Source organism: Isoptericola variabilis, assembly GCF_050311655.1.
In the GTDB taxonomy this organism is placed as follows: Bacteria; Actinomycetota; Actinomycetes; order Actinomycetales; family Cellulomonadaceae; genus Isoptericola; species Isoptericola variabilis.
Map to the genome: position 1 here is coordinate 518,038 of NZ_JBNOZM010000001.1, position 15,089 is coordinate 533,126.

Sequence of the window (15,089 nt, forward strand, 5' to 3'; positions counted from 1 at the left end):
AGGGACGAGGCGCTCGCCCGGAGCGGAACCGCAGGCTCGGCCGAGAAACGGCACGGCCGAGAGGCTTCCTGCCCGGGTGCGGCCCGCGGAAATAAGGGCGCACCGGCGGTGGTTGATCCACTAGACTGGACGACGTCGGCGCGGTTCCCCCCAGGGGTCCCGCGGTCGACAGGGTCGGCAGACCCGGTTTGACAAATGCACAGGGGCTGATCGGTTTCGACGGTGGTCGTGCTTCGAGGAGAAGCGGGCCGAGGATGCAGGCTCATCTCGTGAACGCTTGCCTGCGAACCTATAGGTGCCGATAACAAGCGCACCGACTTCGCCCTCGCCGCCTGAGCGAGCTCCGAAGTCCGTGAGCCCGGGATTGCTCTCGACCCGGTAGCTCACGTCATCTAGAGAGCCACTGCTCGTCGCCCTCGTCACCGGGGCGGCGGGGACACCCAGGTGACTGGGCCCGTCCGCACCTTGTCTGCGTGAGTGCGGGGGCCGAGAAAATCACAGCAGACTGCGCCCGGAGAAGTCCTCGAAAAGCGCCACCGGACCCGGGTTCGATTCCCGGCAGCTCCACCCCTGCGACAGGCGGGCCACCTCTCGGTGGCCCGCCTGTCGTGCGTCCGGGGCCCGTCGGCCCCACCATTGCTTCGGAACCCGAACATTTCCTAGGGTGGCCGGATGCCGTACGCCGCCGACGTCGTCCCCGCCCCCCTGTCCCTGCGCGCCGACGGGGAGCCGCTCGCCCTGCGCGACGGCGCGCGCGTCGTGGCCGACCCGGACCTGCACGCCGCCGCCCGCTGGTGGCGACGGGTCAGCGAGGACGCGTTCGGGCTCGATCTGGTGCCTGTCGCGCCCGGCACCCCGGACGCGGACGTCACCTTCGCGCGGGACCCGGGCGTCCCCGCCGGGGGCTACCGGCTCGCCGTCGCCGACGGCGGCGGGCACGCCGTCGTGCGGGTCGCCGCGAACGACGCCGCGGGGGCGCACGCCGCCGCGCAGACGCTGCGCCAGCTCGCGGGCCCGCAGGCGTTCCGCCGCGCCGGCCGCGCGGACCTCGTGCTGCCCGCCGTGACCGTCGACGACGCGCCCCGGTTCGGCTGGCGTGGCGTGCTGCTCGACGTGGCCCGGCACTTCCTCCCGAAGGCGGACGTGCTGCGGTTCGTCGACCTCGCCGCGGCGCACCACCTCGACGTGCTGCAGCTGCACCTCACCGACGACCAGGGGTGGCGGATCGAGGTGGAGCGGTACCCGCGGCTCACGGAGGTCGGGTCCTGGCGGCGCGAGTCCGGCGTCGGGACCTGGCGCGCCGAGCGCTACGACGGCCGCCCCCACGGCGGGTACTACACCCGGGCCGACCTGCGCGAGATCGTGGCCTACGCGCGCGAGCGTGGCGTCACCGTGGTGCCCGAGATCGGCTCGCCCGGTCACGTGCAGGCGCTGCTCACCGCGTACCCGGAGCTGGCCGCGCGCCCCGGCGCGCACGAGGTGCGCACCACCTGGGGCATCAGCGAGGACGTCATCGACCCGTCCGACGCCGCGGTCGAGTTCTTCGCGGGGGTCCTGGACGAGGTGTGCGAGGTCTTCGACTCGCCGTTCGTCTCCCTGGGCGGGGACGAGGTCCCGACGACGGCGTGGCGCGAGCGCCCGGACATCGTCGCGCGCGCCGCCGACCTCGGCCTCGTGGGCCCCGACGGCGAGGGCGACGTCGCCCGGCTGCACGGCTGGTTCCTCGCCCGGCTCGCCGAGCACCTGCGGTCGAAGGGCCGCCGTGCCGTCGTGTGGGACGAGGCCTTCGGTCCCGACCTGCCGCGGGACGTCGTCGTCACCTGCTGGCGCGGGCACGCCGTGGCGGCGGACGCCCTGGCGGCCGGGCACGACGTCGTGATGGCCCCCGAGCAGGAGGTGTACCTCGACCACCGCGCCGCGGACGGCGAGGACGAGCCCGTGCCCGTCGGTTTCGTGCGCACGGTGGCCGACGTGCGGGCGTTCGAGCCGCTCCCCGCGGGGCTGCTGGAGGCCCGCCCCGAGCTGGCCGGCGACCTGCCCGGCAGGGTGCTGGGCGCCCAGGCGCAGGTCTGGAGCGAGCACCTCGACTCCGCGCGACGCGTGGACTACGCGGCGTTCCCGCGCCTCGCCGCGTTCGCGGAGGCGGTCTGGAACCCGGGCGCGCCGGCGTTCGAGGAGCGGCTCCGCGGAGGCCACCTCGCCCGCCTCGACGCCGCGGGCGTCGAGTACCGCCCGCTCGACGGCCCGCGGCCCTGGCAGCAGCGGCCCGGCGTCGCGGGCTGGCCGCGGGACCTCGCCGCCGAGCGGGAGGCGGCCGGCTGGGCCGGGATGGGCGGCTGGGTCGAGGGGCGCGACGGCGCGGAGCCGGGAGAGCAGCCGGGCCGGGGCTGAGCCGAGGTGACTGCTGAGGGCAGACGGCCGGCGGGTCAGCGGCCGGCGGGCACCGGCTCGGGCGCCTCGTCGGGCGACGCGGGCCGGGGAGCGTCCGGGCCGTCGGCGTCGTCGTCCGGGCCGTCCGAGGGGTCGTCGTCCGCGCCGGGGCGGGCACGCCCCCGCAGCCAGCGGTAGCCGAGGTAGCCCAGCCCGCCGAGGGCGAGCCAGGGGAGCAGCGCGCCCAGCACGAGCACGACCGTCTGGACCGTCGTGACGAGGGCGCCCCAGCCCGAGGCGAGGCCGCCGAGGAACCCGCCGCGCGACTGCGCGGCCGCGACGGGCTCGGGCACGATCTCGACGTCGAGCGTCGACATCGCCACCTGGTCGGACAGGCGCTGGCGCTGCGCCGTCAGGGCGTCCAGGTCGGCCTGGCGCTCGGAGAGCTCCTGCTCGACCTGGAGGAGGTCCTCCGTGCTCCCGGCGGACTTCATGAGCTCGCGCAGCCGGTCGGTGGAGGTCGTCAGCGCGGCGATGCGGGCGTCGAGGTCCTGCCCCTCGCCGGTGACGTCCGTGCTGGTGACGTCCACGTTCTCGACGGTGCCGAGCGTGCCGAGGGCCTCGACGGCGCCCGTCATCCGGTCGGCGGGGAGGCGCACGGTCAGCGATGCCGACCCCGGGGAGTCGTCGGTGGTGGCCGTCTCGGAGCGCCGCTCGACGCGCCCGCCGGCCTGCTCGACGAGCCGCGCGAGCTTCGTCGCTGCCGTCGCGGGGTCGTCGGCGACGACCGTCGCGCTGCCGGTGGTGACGATCTCGCGGGCCGCGGCGGCACCGGGCTCGGCGGCGCTCTTCGCGACGGCCGCCCCGTCCGCCGCCTGCTCGGGGGCGCCCACGTCGGCGACGGCGCCCCCGCTGTCGGCCACCACCCCGGACGACGCCTCGCCCGAGTCGGCGCCGCTCGACGAGCAGGCCGTGAGGACCAGGAGCAGCGTCGTCGCCAGGGCCGCGACGAGGGGCGCGCGGCGGGTCCGGTCCTGGCGCGGGGTGGCGGGCATGGCTCAGAGCGTAGGGTGCGGCGTCGGCGCGTCCCGGCGGGTCCGCTCGATCGTGACCCGACCGTGCCGAGACCGTGACCTTGCCGATGGCCTGGGGGATGGCCTCGGGGACGGCCGCGGGGATGGCCGTCGGTTGGCCTCGGTGACGTCGTGCTGTCGCCGTCCCGTCGGCACCGTGCGTCACGATCCGATCACGGCCTGTCCGCGGCGGGGGACGCGGATTGACAGAGCGCTAGTTAAGACGCTGTACTAACAAACATGTCCACGCCGACGACGCGCACAGCACGACGAGGTCTGGGTGCCGGCCTGCGAGCCACCTCCAAGGTGCTCCCCGAGCACGCCCGGGCGCACAACCGCTCCCTCGTGCTCCAGCACCTGTTCCACGAGGGGCCCACGTCCCGGGCGGACCTGGCCCGGGCCACGTCCCTGACCCGCGTGACCATCTCCGACCTGGTGAACGTCCTGCTCTCCGAGGGGCTCGTCGAGGAGCTGGGCGTGCAGCCCGGCCGCCGTGTCGGCAAGCCGGCGATCCTCGTGGGGATGCGCACGGACGCCTACCAGATCGTGGCGGTCGACCTCTCCGACGACGCCGTCATGCGCGGCGCCGTCATGACCCTCACCGGCGAGGCCGTGGTGCGGCGCTCCCTGCCGGTCGCCGGGCAGGTCGGCGACGCGCTCGTGGACCTGCTCACCCGCTTCGCCCGCACCCTGATCTCCGCGGCCACACGGCCGGTCATCGGCGTGGGCGTCGGCTCGCCCGGCGTCGTCGACGACTCCGGCCGCGTCGTCGAGGCGCCCAACCGGCAGTGGTCCGACCTGCCGCTCGCGGCGATCCTCACCGACCGCCTGGCGCTGCCCGTGCACGTCGCGAACGACGCGAACTCCGCCGCCCTCGGCGAGTACACCTACGGCGGCGCCGCCGACTCCATGCTCGTCCTCACGGTCGGGCAGGGCGTGGGCGCCGGCGTCATGGTCGACGGGTCGCGGGTCCGCGGGGCCGCGGACGCCGCCGGCGAGCTCGGGCACGTCACCGTCGTGGACGACGGCGAGCCCTGCGCGTGCGGTCGCCGCGGCTGCCTCGAGACCGTGCTCGCCGCCCCGGCGCTGCGCCGCGCCGTCGCGGGCCTGGACCCGGCCGCCGCCGACGAGGCGCTGGCCGGCGTCGGCCGCACCCTCGGCACCGCCCTCGCGCCCGTCGTGGGCGCTCTCAACCTCGGCGAGGTGCTGCTCAGCGGCCCCGCCGACCTGCTCGACGGTGCGCTGCGCACCGCCGCCCTGCAGACCCTGACGGACCGCACGATGCCGGCCACGGCCGCCGGGCTGCGGTTGCGGATGGCCACGCTCGACGAGGACGTCGTCCTCGCGGGGGCGGCCGTCCTGGTGCTGGCCGCCCAGCTCGGAGTCTCCTGACCACGACGAGCGACCCGCACCGAAGGCGCTGTCCCGGCGCCGCCCTGCAATGATCGAGAGGAATCCCCAGTGAAGAGGAACCGTGTCGTCGCCACCGGCGTGGCGACGAGCCTGACCCTGGCGCTCGCGCTCGCCGCGTGCGCGCCCGCCGACGACGAGGCGACCGGCGAGACCGGCGGCACGCCCGAGGCCGGCGAGATCACCCTGTGGCTCGCCGGTGCGGACACCAACGACGAGCTGCGCACGTACCTCAAGGACACGTTCGCCGAGGAGAACCCCGGCTCGACGCTGAAGATCGAGGAGCAGGACTGGACCGACCTGGTCACCAAGCTCACGACCGCGCTGCCCGACGCCGCGAACACCCCGGACGTCGTGGAGATCGGCAACACGCAGGCGCCGACGTTCACCTACGCGGGCGCGTTCCGCGAGATCTCGCCCGAGCTGTACGAGGAGCTGGGCGGCGACAAGCTGCTGCAGTCGTTCGTCGACGCGGGCTCGATCGACGAGACCAAGTACGCGCTGCCCTACTACTACGGCTCGCGCTACATGTTCTACCGCAAGGACATCTGGCAGAAGGCCGGCCTCGAGGTCCCCAAGACGCTCGAGGAGTTCGGCGACTCCGTCAAGGAGCTGACGTCGAAGAAGCAGTCCGGGTTCGCCATCGGTGGCCAGGACTGGCGCAACGGCATCTCCTGGGTCTTCGCGAACGGCGGCGAGCTCGCCGTCAAGGACGGCGACCAGTGGACCTCCACGCTGTCCGACCCGAACACGGTCAAGGGCCTCGAGCAGTGGCAGGACGTCTTCGAGAACGCGTCGAACCTGCCGGCGACGGCCAAGGACGAGGCGTACTGGGACTTCATCAACGACGGCACCGACGGCGGCTCGCCCGAGGGCGCGACCATCATGGCGCCGGGCTGGGCCCGCTGGTCCATCGGCGACATGACCAAGGGTGACGACGGCAAGGAGGTCCGCGACGGCATGGCGGACGACTCCAAGTTCGACATCTTCGCCCTGCCGGGCGTCGACGGCGGCGTGGCCCCCGTCTTCGCCGGTGGCTCGAACATGGCGGTGTCCGCGAAGTCCCAGCACCCGGAGCTCGCCGAGAACCTTCTGCGGATCATCTACTCGGACGAGTACCAGACGATGCTCGCCAAGGCGGGCCTGGGCCCGGCCAACACCGACTTCAACAAGCTGATGACGGTCGACGCCGACGGCAACCCGGACAAGTTCGGCGAGGTCACCGTGCAGACCGCCGAGGCGTCGAAGCTCACCCCGGCCGCACCCGGCTGGGCCGCCGTGGAGGGCGCCTCGGTCTACGAGGAGCTCTTCCAGAAGATCGCCGAGGGCGGTGACGTGACGGCTCTCGCCAAGCAGTACGACGAGAAGCTCACGCCGATGCTCAACGGCCAGGCGGGCTGACCCCCTTCCAGCCCACCACCCCGACGGGCGGGGCGCCGGCAGCCTGGTCCCCCCCACCGGCGCCACCGCCCCGCCCGTCACCCACGACCCCCGGGAAGGAGGACCGCATGACCACCGCGACACCCGCGTCCACCATCGCGATCCGCCGTCGGCGCCAGCCGGCCACCCCCTACCTCCTGCTCATCCCCGCGGTGCTGGTCCTGCTCGTCGGTCTCGGGTACCCCGTGTACTGGCAGGTCGTGACCTCGCTGCAGGAGTACGGGATGATGCAGCAGTTCGGCGCGCCCCCCACCTTCGCCGGGCTGGACAACTACGCGCGGATCTTCGCCGACGAGCGGCTGCTGCCCGTCGTGACGCGGTCCATCCTCTTCTGCCTCGTGAACGCGTTCCTCACGGTGGCCATCGGCCTCGGCCTCGCGCTGCTGATGAAGGCCGTGCACGGCGCGGTGCGCATCACGATGCAGGTCGTGCTCCTGCTGGCCTGGGCGACCCCGCTCGTGGCCGCGGTGACCGTCTTCCGGTGGCTGTTCGACTACCGCGCCGGCGTCGTCAACTGGCTGCTCGTGCAGATCGGCCTCGACCAGTACGACGGCTACGCCTGGCTCGCGCAGCCGATGACGTTCTTCGTCGTCGCGACCCTCGTCATCGTGTGGATGTCGGTGCCGTTCGTGGCGATGTCCCTGTACGCCGGCCTCACGCAGGTCTCCGAGGAGGTCCTCGAGGCGGCCCGTCTGGACGGCGCCCGCCCCTCCCAGATCCTGCGCCACATCCTGCTGCCGCTGGTCCGCCCGGTGCTCGCCATCGTGCTGCTGCTGCAGATCATCTGGGATCTGCGCGTGTTCGCGCAGATCCGCCTGCTGCAGGACGCCGGGGCCCCGATCTCCGAGACGAACCTGCTGGGCAACTTCATCTACGAGCTCGGCATCGGCAGCCAGGACTTCTCCGGCGCCGCCGCCGTCTCCATCTTCGTCCTGCTGCTCACGGTGCTGCTCGCCGCGCCCTACGTGCGCAGCCTCATGAAGGAGGACGCCGCGTGACCGCCTCGACCGAGACCGTCCGTCCCGGACCCGCCGTCGTGCGCGACGCGGCTGTCACGGCCCGTCGCCCCCGGCCGCGGGTCGGCAAGGTCCTGCTGGGCGTCCTGGGGATCGTGGTGTCCCTGGTCTGGGTGTTCCCCGTCTACTGGATGCTGCTCTCGGCCGTGACGCCCGACGCGCGCCTGCGGGCGGACACGCCGAGCTTCCTGCCCACGCACTTCACCCTCGCGAACTTCGGCAGCGTCCTCACGGGCTCCGGCTTCGGCGGCGCGCTGCGCATGAGCCTCATGGTCACGCTCGTGACGATCGTGCTCGTCCTGGCGTTCGCGTTCCTCGCCGCCCTCGCGATCAGCCGGTGGCGCTTCCGCGGGCGGACCGGCTTCGTGCTGGCGGTCCTGTTCATCCAGATGCTGCCCGCCGAGGGCCTGTTCATCGCCCAGTACAAGATGCTGTCGACCGTCGGGGCGAGCACCCCCGTGCTCGGCCTCAACTCGGTGCTCGGCATCTCGATCCTGTACACCGCGATGCTCGTGCCGTTCACGATCTGGATGCTGCGCGGGTTCGTCGCCGGCATCCCCGCCGAGCTCGAGGAGGCGGCCATGGTCGACGGGCTCTCCCGCACCAAGGCCTTCCTGCGGATCACGTTCCCGCTGCTCGCGCCGGGCCTCGTGGCGTCGGGCGTGTACGCGTTCCTGCAGGCGTGGAACGAGTTCACGACGGCGCTCGTGATCCTCCCGGCCGAGAGCCGGCAGACCCTGCCGATCTGGCTGCGCAGCTTCCTGTCGGCCTCCGCGAACCGCGGCATCGACTGGGGCGAGGTCATGGCCGCCTCGACGCTCATCGCCGTGCCGGTGATCGTGTTCTTCCTCTTCGTGCAGGGTCGGATGACGTCCGGGCTGGTCGCCGGGGCGGTGAAGGGCTGACGTGGACGACGCCACACCTCTGAACCCCCCGGGCCCCGTGGGCCCCACGGTCGGGCTCGACATCGGCGGCACCAAGACGCTCGCCGTCCTGCTGGACGCGTCCGGGAACGCCGTGGCCCAGGCCCGCCTGGCCACCGAGCGCGGGCCGGCCGGCGTCGTCGCGGGCGCGGCCCGGGCCGTGCGGGGCGTCGCGCGGCAGGCCGGCGTGGACGTCGCGGACGTCGCCGGCGTGGGCGTGGGCATGCCCGGACTCGTCGACCCGGCCGCCGGGACCGTGCGGCACGCGGTGAACGTGGGCGTGGACGCCACGCCGCTGGCGCTCGCCCGGCTGCTCGGCGACGAGCTCGGTGGCCTCCCCGTGGGCCTGGAGAACGACCTCAACGTGGCGGCGCTCGGCGCCGCGCACCTGGAGGCCGCGGCCGCGGGCACCTCGCGCGCGGGCGTCGACCTCGCGTTCCTCGCGCTCGGCACCGGCCTCGCCGCGGGCCTCGTGCTCGACGGCGAGCTGCGGCGCGGCTTCGGCGGCGCGGCCGGCGAGATCGGGCACGTGCCCGTGGACCCGGCCGGTCCGGTCTGCCCCTGCGGGCAGCGGGGCTGCCTCGAGCTGTACGCGTCCGGGTCCGCCGTCGCGCGGCTCTGGCCCGCCCGCACCGACCGCCCGGCGCCCGTCGAGCTGTTCGAGGCCGCCGAGCGCGGCGTCCCGGCGGCGATCGAGGCGCGCGACGTGTACGCCTCGGCCGTGGCCGCGGCGGTGCGCATGCTGGTCCTCACGGTCGACGTGCGGCACGTCGTGCTGGGGGGCGGCGTCGCCCAGCTCGGCGAGCCGCTCCTCGACGCCGTGCGCGCCGCGCTGGTGCGCGAGTCGCGCGACTCGGGCTTCCTCAGCTCGCTGCACCTGGCCGACCGCGTCCGGCTCGCGCCGGGCCGCGTGCCCGTCGGCGCCGTCGGCGCCGCCGTCGTCGGCCGGAGCGTCGCCGGCCGCGCCCCGCTGAACGGGGTGGCGTCGTGACCGCGCGCCGTGCCGGGACGGCCCTCGCGGGCCTGCTCGTGCTGTCGTCGGTGGCCGGCTGCTCGCTGCTGGGGCCCGAGGAGCAGGCCGGACCGGACACGGACCTCACGATGTGGCTGGTCGGCGAGGACACCACGCCCGAGCTGCGTGAGTACCTGGTGCAGACGTTCGAGGACGAGCACCCGGGCGCGACCCTCACGATCGAGCAGCAGGAGTGGGGCGACCTCGTCGAGAACCTCACCGAGGCCGTCAAGGACCCCGCCACCACACCGGACGTCGTCGAGATCGGCAACACGCAGTCGCCGACCTTCACCACCCAGGGCGCGTTCCGGGAGATCTCGCCCGAGCTGTACGAGGAGCTGGGCGGGGACAAGCTGCTGCAGTCGTTCGTCGACGCCGGCTCGGTCGACGGCCGCCACTACGCCCTGCCGTACTACTTCGGCTCCCGGTACGTCTTCTACCGCAAGGACCTGTGGGACGCCGCCGGCCTCGAGAAGCCGGAGACGCTCGCCGAGTTCGGCGAGTCGGTCAAGGCGCTCACCGACGACGACCACGCGGGGTTCGCTATGGGCGGCCAGGACTGGCGCAACGGCATCTCCTGGGTGTTCGCCACCGGCGGCGAGCTCGCGGTCAAGGAGGGGGACCGGTGGGTCTCCACCCTGTCGGACCCCGAGACCGTCGAGGGCCTCGAGATGTGGCAGGACGTGTACGAGAACGCGTCCTACCTGCCGTCCACCGAGAAGGACGTCGAGTACTGGGACTTCCTCAACGACGGCGTCGAGAAGACGGTGCCGGCCGCGGCCACGATCATGGCGCCCGCCTGGGCGCGATGGTCCATCGGCCACCTCGTACGCAACGACGAGGGCGAGCTGGTGCGCGACGGGATGAAGGACGCGGACACGTTCGGCATCTTCGCCCTGCCGGGGGTGGACGGCGGCATCGCCCCGGTCTTCGCCGGCGGGTCGAACATCGCCGTCTCCGCCGCGTCGCGCAGCCCCGAGCTGGCCGAGGACGTGCTGCGGGTCGTCTTCTCCGACGAGTACCAGGAGAAGCTCGCCGCCGCGGGGCTCGGGCCGGCGAACGAGGACGCCCAGGAGCTCATGAAGGGCGACACGTTCGGCCGGCTCATGGTCCGCACGGCCACCGCGTCGAAGCTCACGCCGCCCGCGCCCGGGTGGGCCTCGATCGAGGAGGCCGGGGTGTACGAGGAGCTGTTCGGACGCATCGCCGACGGCGGTGACGTCGCGAGCCTCGCGCAGGAGTACGACGCGCGCCTCACCCCGATGCTCAACGCGCCGGCCGCGGCCGACGACTGACACGTACGACCGCACGACCACGGGATGATGGAACCGATCCCGTACCCCGAGAGACTGGAGCCCCCATGGAAGTCGTGATCGCCCCCGCCGAGGAGCTGGCCGTGCTGGCGGCCGACGCGATCGAGGCGCTGCTGCGCCGGGACCCGGCCGCGGTGCTGGGGCTGGCGACGGGGTCGAGCCCGTTGCGGGTGTACGACGAGCTGGCGCGCCGGCACCGTGAGGACGGGTTGTCGTTCGCCCGGGCGCGCGGGTTCATGCTGGACGAGTACGTGGGACTGGACGCGGACCACCCGCAGCGGTACCGCAACGTGATCGAGACGGAGATCGCCTCGAGGGTCGGGTGGCCCGCCGAGCAGGTGGCGGGGCCGGACGGGCTGGCCGAGGACATCCCGGCGGCGTGCGAGGCGTACGAGCGGGCGATCGCCGATGCGGGCGGGGTGGACCTGCAGATCCTGGGGATCGGCACGGACGGGCACATCGCGTTCAACGAGCCGGGGTCGTCGTTGGCGTCGCGCACGCGGATCAAGACCCTCACGGCGCAGACGCGGGTGGACAACGCGCGGTTCTTCGACGACGACGTGGACCAGGTGCCCACGCACTGCCTCACCCAGGGGCTGGGCACGATCATGCAGGCGCGCCACCTGGTGCTGCTGGCCACCGGGCGGCAGAAGGCCGAGGCCGTGCACCAGCTGGTCGAGGGCCCCATCTCCGCGATGTGGCCGGGCACGGTGATGCAGCTGCACCCGCACGCGACGGTGCTGGTCGACGACGCGGCGGCCTCCCGGTTGCAGCTCGGGGACTATTACCGCCAGACGTTCGCCTCGAAGCCGGACTGGCAGGGCCTGTGATCCGTTCCCGGATCCGCGGCACGAGGGCCGGCGAGGCGGGGGACCGTCGGGGGGTGCGTCGTAGACTGCCCGGCATGAGCGATCCCCTCTCCACCCCGCCCGCCGACCCCTCGCAGGACACCGGGGCCGGCACCAGCGTGCTGGAGCGCCCGGACACCCGTGAGCAGGCCGCGGAGCCGGGCGACCACGAGCGCTTCGCGCACTACGTGCGCAAGGAGAAGATCATGGAGTCCGCCCTGTCGGGCAAGCCCGTGATCGCGCTCTGCGGCAAGGTGTGGGTGCCGGGTCGCGACCCGTCGAAGTTCCCGGTGTGCCCCGTCTGCAAGGAGATCTACGACGGCCTCCGCGACCCGCAGGACGGCGAGGGCGGCGAGGGCGACTCCGGCAAGTGAGCGCGCAGCCGCTGAACGAGCCCGAGTCCACCCCTGATCTCTTCGCCGCCGCTGCGGAACCGGTCAAGCCGCTGCCGCAGTCGCCGTCGTCGTCGGCGGCGTCCCACCTCAGCCCGGCGTTCCCGCGCCGCGCCCCGTGGGGCACGGCGTCCAACCTGCGTGCCTGGCAGGCCGAGGCGCTCGACCTGTACCGGCGCCGCGAGCCGCGGGACTTCCTCGCGGTCGCGACGCCGGGCGCCGGCAAGACGACGTTCGCGCTGCGCGTGGCCACCGAGCTGCTCGAGGCGGGCGTGGTGCGCCGCGTGACGGTCGTCGCGCCCACCGAGCACCTCAAGCACCAGTGGGCCGACGCCGCCGCGCGCGTCGGCATCCGCATCGACCCGTCGTTCAAGAACAGCCAGGGCCGGCACGGCTCGCACTACGACGGCGTCGCCCTCACCTACGCGCAGGTGGCGGCCAAGCCGGCGCTGCACCGCGCCCGGACCGAGGCGGCCCGCACGCTCGTCATCCTCGACGAGGTGCACCACGGCGGTGACGCCCTGAGCTGGGGTGACGCCGTCCGCGAGGCGTTCGAGGACGCGACCCGACGCCTGGCCCTCACGGGCACGCCGTTCCGGTCGGACACCGCACCGATCCCGTTCGTCACGTACGAGGAGGACCGCGAGGGCATCCGCCGGTCCAAGGCCGACTACACGTACGGCTACGGCGACGCGCTACGCGATCACGTCGTGCGGCCGGTGCTGTTCATGACGTACTCCGGCAACATGCGGTGGCGCACCAAGGCCGGCGACGAGGTCAGCGCCCGCCTCGGCGAGGCGATGACGAAGGACATGCACGCCCAGGCGTGGCGCACCGCGCTGGACCCGAACGGCGAGTGGATCCCGTCGGTGCTCGCCGGGGCGGACAAGCGGCTCACGGAGATGCGCCGCACGGTCCCCGACGCGGGCGGCCTCGTCATCGCGACCGACCAGACGGACGCGCGCGCGTACGCGGGCCACCTGGCCCGGCTCACGGGCCAGAGCCCCACCGTGGTGCTGTCCGACGACGACGGCGCCAGCGCGCGCATCGACGAGTTCGCCCAGGGCACCTCGCGCTGGATGGTCGCCGTCCGCATGGTGTCCGAGGGTGTGGACGTGCCGCGGCTCGCCGTCGGCGTGTACGCCACGAGCACCTCGACGCCGCTGTTCTTCGCGCAGGCCGTGGGCCGCTTCGTGCGTGCCCGCAAGCGTGGCGAGACGGCGTCGGTCTTCCTACCGAGCGTGCCGCTGCTGCTCGAGCTCGCCAACGGCATGGAGCTCGAGCGCGACCACGCGCTCGACCGCCCGAAGACGGCCGAGGAGCAGGGGATCGAGTACGACCCCGAGGCGGCGCTCCTCGCGGCGGCGAACAAGGAGGAGAAGGCGTCGGGGGAGCTCCTCGGCTCCTTCGAGGCCCTCGAGGCGCAGGCGTCGTTCGACCGGGTGCTGTTCGACGGCGGCGAGTTCGGCACGGGAGCGGACGTCGGCTCCGCCGAGGAGCTCGACTTCCTCGGCCTGCCGGGCCTCCTCGAGGCCGACCAGGTGACCACCCTGCTGCGGCAGCGGCAGGCGCAGCAGGTGCGCGGCCGGGGCGGCGCGACGGCGTCCGAGGCGGCGCTGGAGCAGTCGGAGGCGGAGCACCGCCGGGCCGCCGACCTGCGCAAGGAGCTGTCCAAGCTGGTGTCCGCATGGGCGCGCAAGAGCAGCACGCCGCACGGTTCGGTGCACAACGAGCTGCGCCGCCGGTGCGGCGGCCCCGAGGTGCCCCTGGCCACCGCGGACCAGCTCGCCGCGCGCGTCGAGATGGTGCGCGGCTGGTTCGTCGGGAAGCGATAGCCGCACCCGACCTCTAGCGCAGGACGAGGTCCACGGTGGGGATGGCCGGGTCGCCGGCGGAGAGCCGGCGGCCGCCGCGCGGCAGCTCCGCGCGGGCCTGGAGGTGGTGGCGGGCCGCGTTCTGCACGCCGTAGGCGCCCACCCAGCGGGAGTCGACGGCGCCGTCCACGACGAGCGGCACGAGCAGGCTGCGCAGGTCGGGGCGCTCGCCGTCGACGGTCTCGCCGGCCAGGCCGTCGGACCCGTCCTCGGGGGACCACGCCACGACGAGGTCGTCCGGGCCGGTGACGAGCACCTCCTCGACGGCGCGCCCGTCGGGCCCGTAGCGGCGCGCCGCCGCCTTGCGGCCGCCCTGGCTCGTCTTGTGCGCCGACGCCTTCGCCACCGGCTGGAGCACGCCGGACGTGTCGGCGCGGGCGACGAGCTTGTAGACCATGCCGCAGGTGGGCGCGCCGGAGCCGGTGACGAGCGACGTCCCGACGCCGTAGACGTCCACGGGCATGGCCGCGAGCCCGGCGATCGCGTGCTCGTCGAGGTCGGACGTCACCACGATCTTCGTGCCGGTGGCGCCCAGCTCGTCGAGCTGGCGCCGCACCTCGACGGCGAGGACGCCGAGGTCGCCCGAGTCGAGGCGGACCGCGCCGAGCGACGTCCCGCCCGCCGCGATCGCGTTCTCGACGCCGCGGCGCACGTCGTAGGTGTCGACCAGCAGCGTGGTGCCCGACCCGAGCGACGCGACCTGCGAGTCGAACGCCGAGCGCTCGTCGTCGTGCAGGAGCGTGAACGCGTGCGCGGCGGTGCCGATGGTGTCGAGGCCGTACCGCATGCCCGCCTCGAGGTTCGACGTGCCCGTGAAGCCGCCGACGACGGCGGCGCGCGCGGCGGCCACGGCCGCCTGCTCGTGGGCGCGGCGCGACCCCATCTCGAGCACGGGGCGGTCCACGGCGGCGCTGGTCATCCGCGACGCGGCGGACGCGATGGCGGAGTCGTAGTTGAGGATCGACAGGATGAGCGTCTCGAGCAGCACGGCCTCGGCGAACGTGCCCTCGACCTGCAGCACCGGCGAGCCCGGGAAGAAGATCTCGCCCTCGGCGTACCCCTGGATCGTGCCCGTGAAGCGGTAGCCCCGGAGGAAGTCGAGGGTCCGGTCGTCGACGACGCCCGCGCGCTCCAGGTAGGCGAGCTCCGCGTCGCCGAACCGGAAGTGCGCGAGCGCCTCAAGGATGCGTCCCGTGCCCGCCAGGACGCCGTACCGGCGCCCGGCGGGCAGCCGGCGCGTGAACACCTCGAAGACGCAGTGCCGGTGCGCGGTGCCGTCCGCGAGCGCCGCCTGCAGCATCGTCAGCTCGTACCGGTCGGTGAGCAGGGCGACCGACGGACGGACGGACGGGAGCGGGGCGGCCGGGACGGCCTGCAGCGACGGGGCGGCGTCGCCCCGGGGCTCGTCGGTCATGGGG

At 73.9% G+C, this 15,089-nt stretch carries 12 protein-coding genes and 1 other RNA gene; 11 read left to right on the forward strand and 2 right to left on the reverse strand.

Features of this window, described 5'->3' with window-relative positions; genetic code table 11:
* Nucleotides 1-202: 202 nt before the first annotated feature.
* Nucleotides 203-570, forward strand: a transfer-messenger RNA (tmRNA) gene (ssrA, locus tag ACQP60_RS02465).
* A 102-nt stretch (nt 571-672) separates the two neighbouring features.
* The gene (locus tag ACQP60_RS02470; protein WP_429728244.1) at nt 673-2,391 is read left to right on the forward strand and encodes a beta-N-acetylhexosaminidase; all 1,719 of its coding nucleotides are present in this window, start codon (nt 673-675) and stop codon (nt 2,389-2,391) included.
* Nucleotides 2,392-2,426: 35 nt separating this feature from the next.
* Here ACQP60_RS02470 and ACQP60_RS02475 read toward each other — a convergent pair whose 3' ends face one another.
* Nucleotides 2,427-3,425 (reverse strand): DUF4349 domain-containing protein, encoded by a 999-nt coding sequence (locus tag ACQP60_RS02475; RefSeq protein WP_429728245.1) that lies wholly within the window; start codon nt 3,423-3,425, stop codon nt 2,427-2,429.
* Nucleotides 3,426-3,683: 258 nt separating this feature from the next.
* Here ACQP60_RS02475 and ACQP60_RS02480 point away from each other — a divergent pair, with 258 nt between their 5' ends.
* The 9 genes from ACQP60_RS02480 to ACQP60_RS02520 all read left to right on the forward strand — a co-directional run bounded on the left by ACQP60_RS02480 (nt 3,684) and on the right by ACQP60_RS02520 (nt 13,632).
* On the forward strand, nt 3,684-4,835 hold the full coding sequence (locus ACQP60_RS02480) for an ROK family transcriptional regulator (RefSeq protein WP_429728246.1): 1,152 nt from the start codon (nt 3,684-3,686) through the stop codon (nt 4,833-4,835).
* Between the two features lie 69 nt (nt 4,836-4,904).
* On the forward strand, nt 4,905-6,254 hold the full coding sequence (locus ACQP60_RS02485; protein ID WP_429728247.1) for an extracellular solute-binding protein: 1,350 nt from the start codon (nt 4,905-4,907) through the stop codon (nt 6,252-6,254).
* A 107-nt stretch (nt 6,255-6,361) separates the two neighbouring features.
* Nucleotides 6,362-7,291 carry a carbohydrate ABC transporter permease gene (locus tag ACQP60_RS02490; protein ID WP_429728248.1) on the forward strand — a complete coding sequence of 310 codons (930 nt, stop codon included), beginning with the start codon at nt 6,362-6,364 and terminating at the stop codon, nt 7,289-7,291.
* Nucleotides 7,288-8,214, forward strand: coding sequence for a carbohydrate ABC transporter permease (locus ACQP60_RS02495; protein WP_429728249.1), 927 nt, complete (start codon nt 7,288-7,290; stop codon nt 8,212-8,214). Before ACQP60_RS02490 ends, ACQP60_RS02495 begins: the two co-directional genes overlap by 4 nt.
* 1 nt (nt 8,215) lies before the next feature.
* On the forward strand, nt 8,216-9,223 hold the full coding sequence (locus ACQP60_RS02500; RefSeq protein ID WP_429728250.1) for an ROK family protein: 1,008 nt from the start codon (nt 8,216-8,218) through the stop codon (nt 9,221-9,223).
* The gene (locus ACQP60_RS02505; RefSeq protein ID WP_429728251.1) at nt 9,220-10,539 is read left to right on the forward strand and encodes an extracellular solute-binding protein; all 1,320 of its coding nucleotides are present in this window, start codon (nt 9,220-9,222) and stop codon (nt 10,537-10,539) included. Before ACQP60_RS02500 ends, ACQP60_RS02505 begins: the two co-directional genes overlap by 4 nt.
* A 65-nt stretch (nt 10,540-10,604) precedes the next feature.
* On the forward strand, nt 10,605-11,387 hold the full coding sequence (gene nagB / locus ACQP60_RS02510; protein ID WP_429728252.1) for a glucosamine-6-phosphate deaminase: 783 nt from the start codon (nt 10,605-10,607) through the stop codon (nt 11,385-11,387).
* Nucleotides 11,388-11,461: 74 nt separating this feature from the next.
* On the forward strand, nt 11,462-11,779 hold the full coding sequence (locus ACQP60_RS02515; RefSeq protein WP_380244530.1) for a DUF3039 domain-containing protein: 318 nt from the start codon (nt 11,462-11,464) through the stop codon (nt 11,777-11,779).
* Nucleotides 11,780-11,790: 11 nt separating this feature from the next.
* On the forward strand, nt 11,791-13,632 hold the full coding sequence (locus ACQP60_RS02520) for a DEAD/DEAH box helicase (protein ID WP_429728783.1): 1,842 nt from the start codon (nt 11,791-11,793) through the stop codon (nt 13,630-13,632).
* Between the two features lie 13 nt (nt 13,633-13,645).
* Here ACQP60_RS02520 and ACQP60_RS02525 read toward each other — a convergent pair whose 3' ends face one another.
* Nucleotides 13,646-15,085 (reverse strand): nicotinate phosphoribosyltransferase, encoded by a 1,440-nt coding sequence (locus ACQP60_RS02525; protein WP_429728253.1) that lies wholly within the window; start codon nt 15,083-15,085, stop codon nt 13,646-13,648.
* Between the last annotated feature and the right edge of the window lie 4 nt (nt 15,086-15,089).

Excerpts from the sequence above, each read along its gene's own strand:
- ACQP60_RS02490 (WP_429728248.1), top strand. The coding sequence starts at position 6,362 with ATGACCACCGCGACACCCGCGTCCACCATCGCGATCCGCCGTCGGCGC.
- ACQP60_RS02480 (WP_429728246.1), top strand. The coding sequence starts at position 3,684 with ATGTCCACGCCGACGACGCGCACAGCACGACGAGGTCTGGGTGCCGGC.
- ACQP60_RS02515 (WP_380244530.1), top strand. The coding sequence starts at position 11,462 with ATGAGCGATCCCCTCTCCACCCCGCCCGCCGACCCCTCGCAGGACACC.
- ACQP60_RS02470 (WP_429728244.1), top strand. The coding sequence starts at position 673 with ATGCCGTACGCCGCCGACGTCGTCCCCGCCCCCCTGTCCCTGCGCGCC.
- nagB (WP_429728252.1), top strand. The coding sequence starts at position 10,605 with ATGGAAGTCGTGATCGCCCCCGCCGAGGAGCTGGCCGTGCTGGCGGCC.
- ACQP60_RS02525 (WP_429728253.1), bottom strand. The coding sequence starts at position 15,085 with ATGACCGACGAGCCCCGGGGCGACGCCGCCCCGTCGCTGCAGGCCGTC.
- ACQP60_RS02475 (WP_429728245.1), bottom strand. The coding sequence starts at position 3,425 with ATGCCCGCCACCCCGCGCCAGGACCGGACCCGCCGCGCGCCCCTCGTC.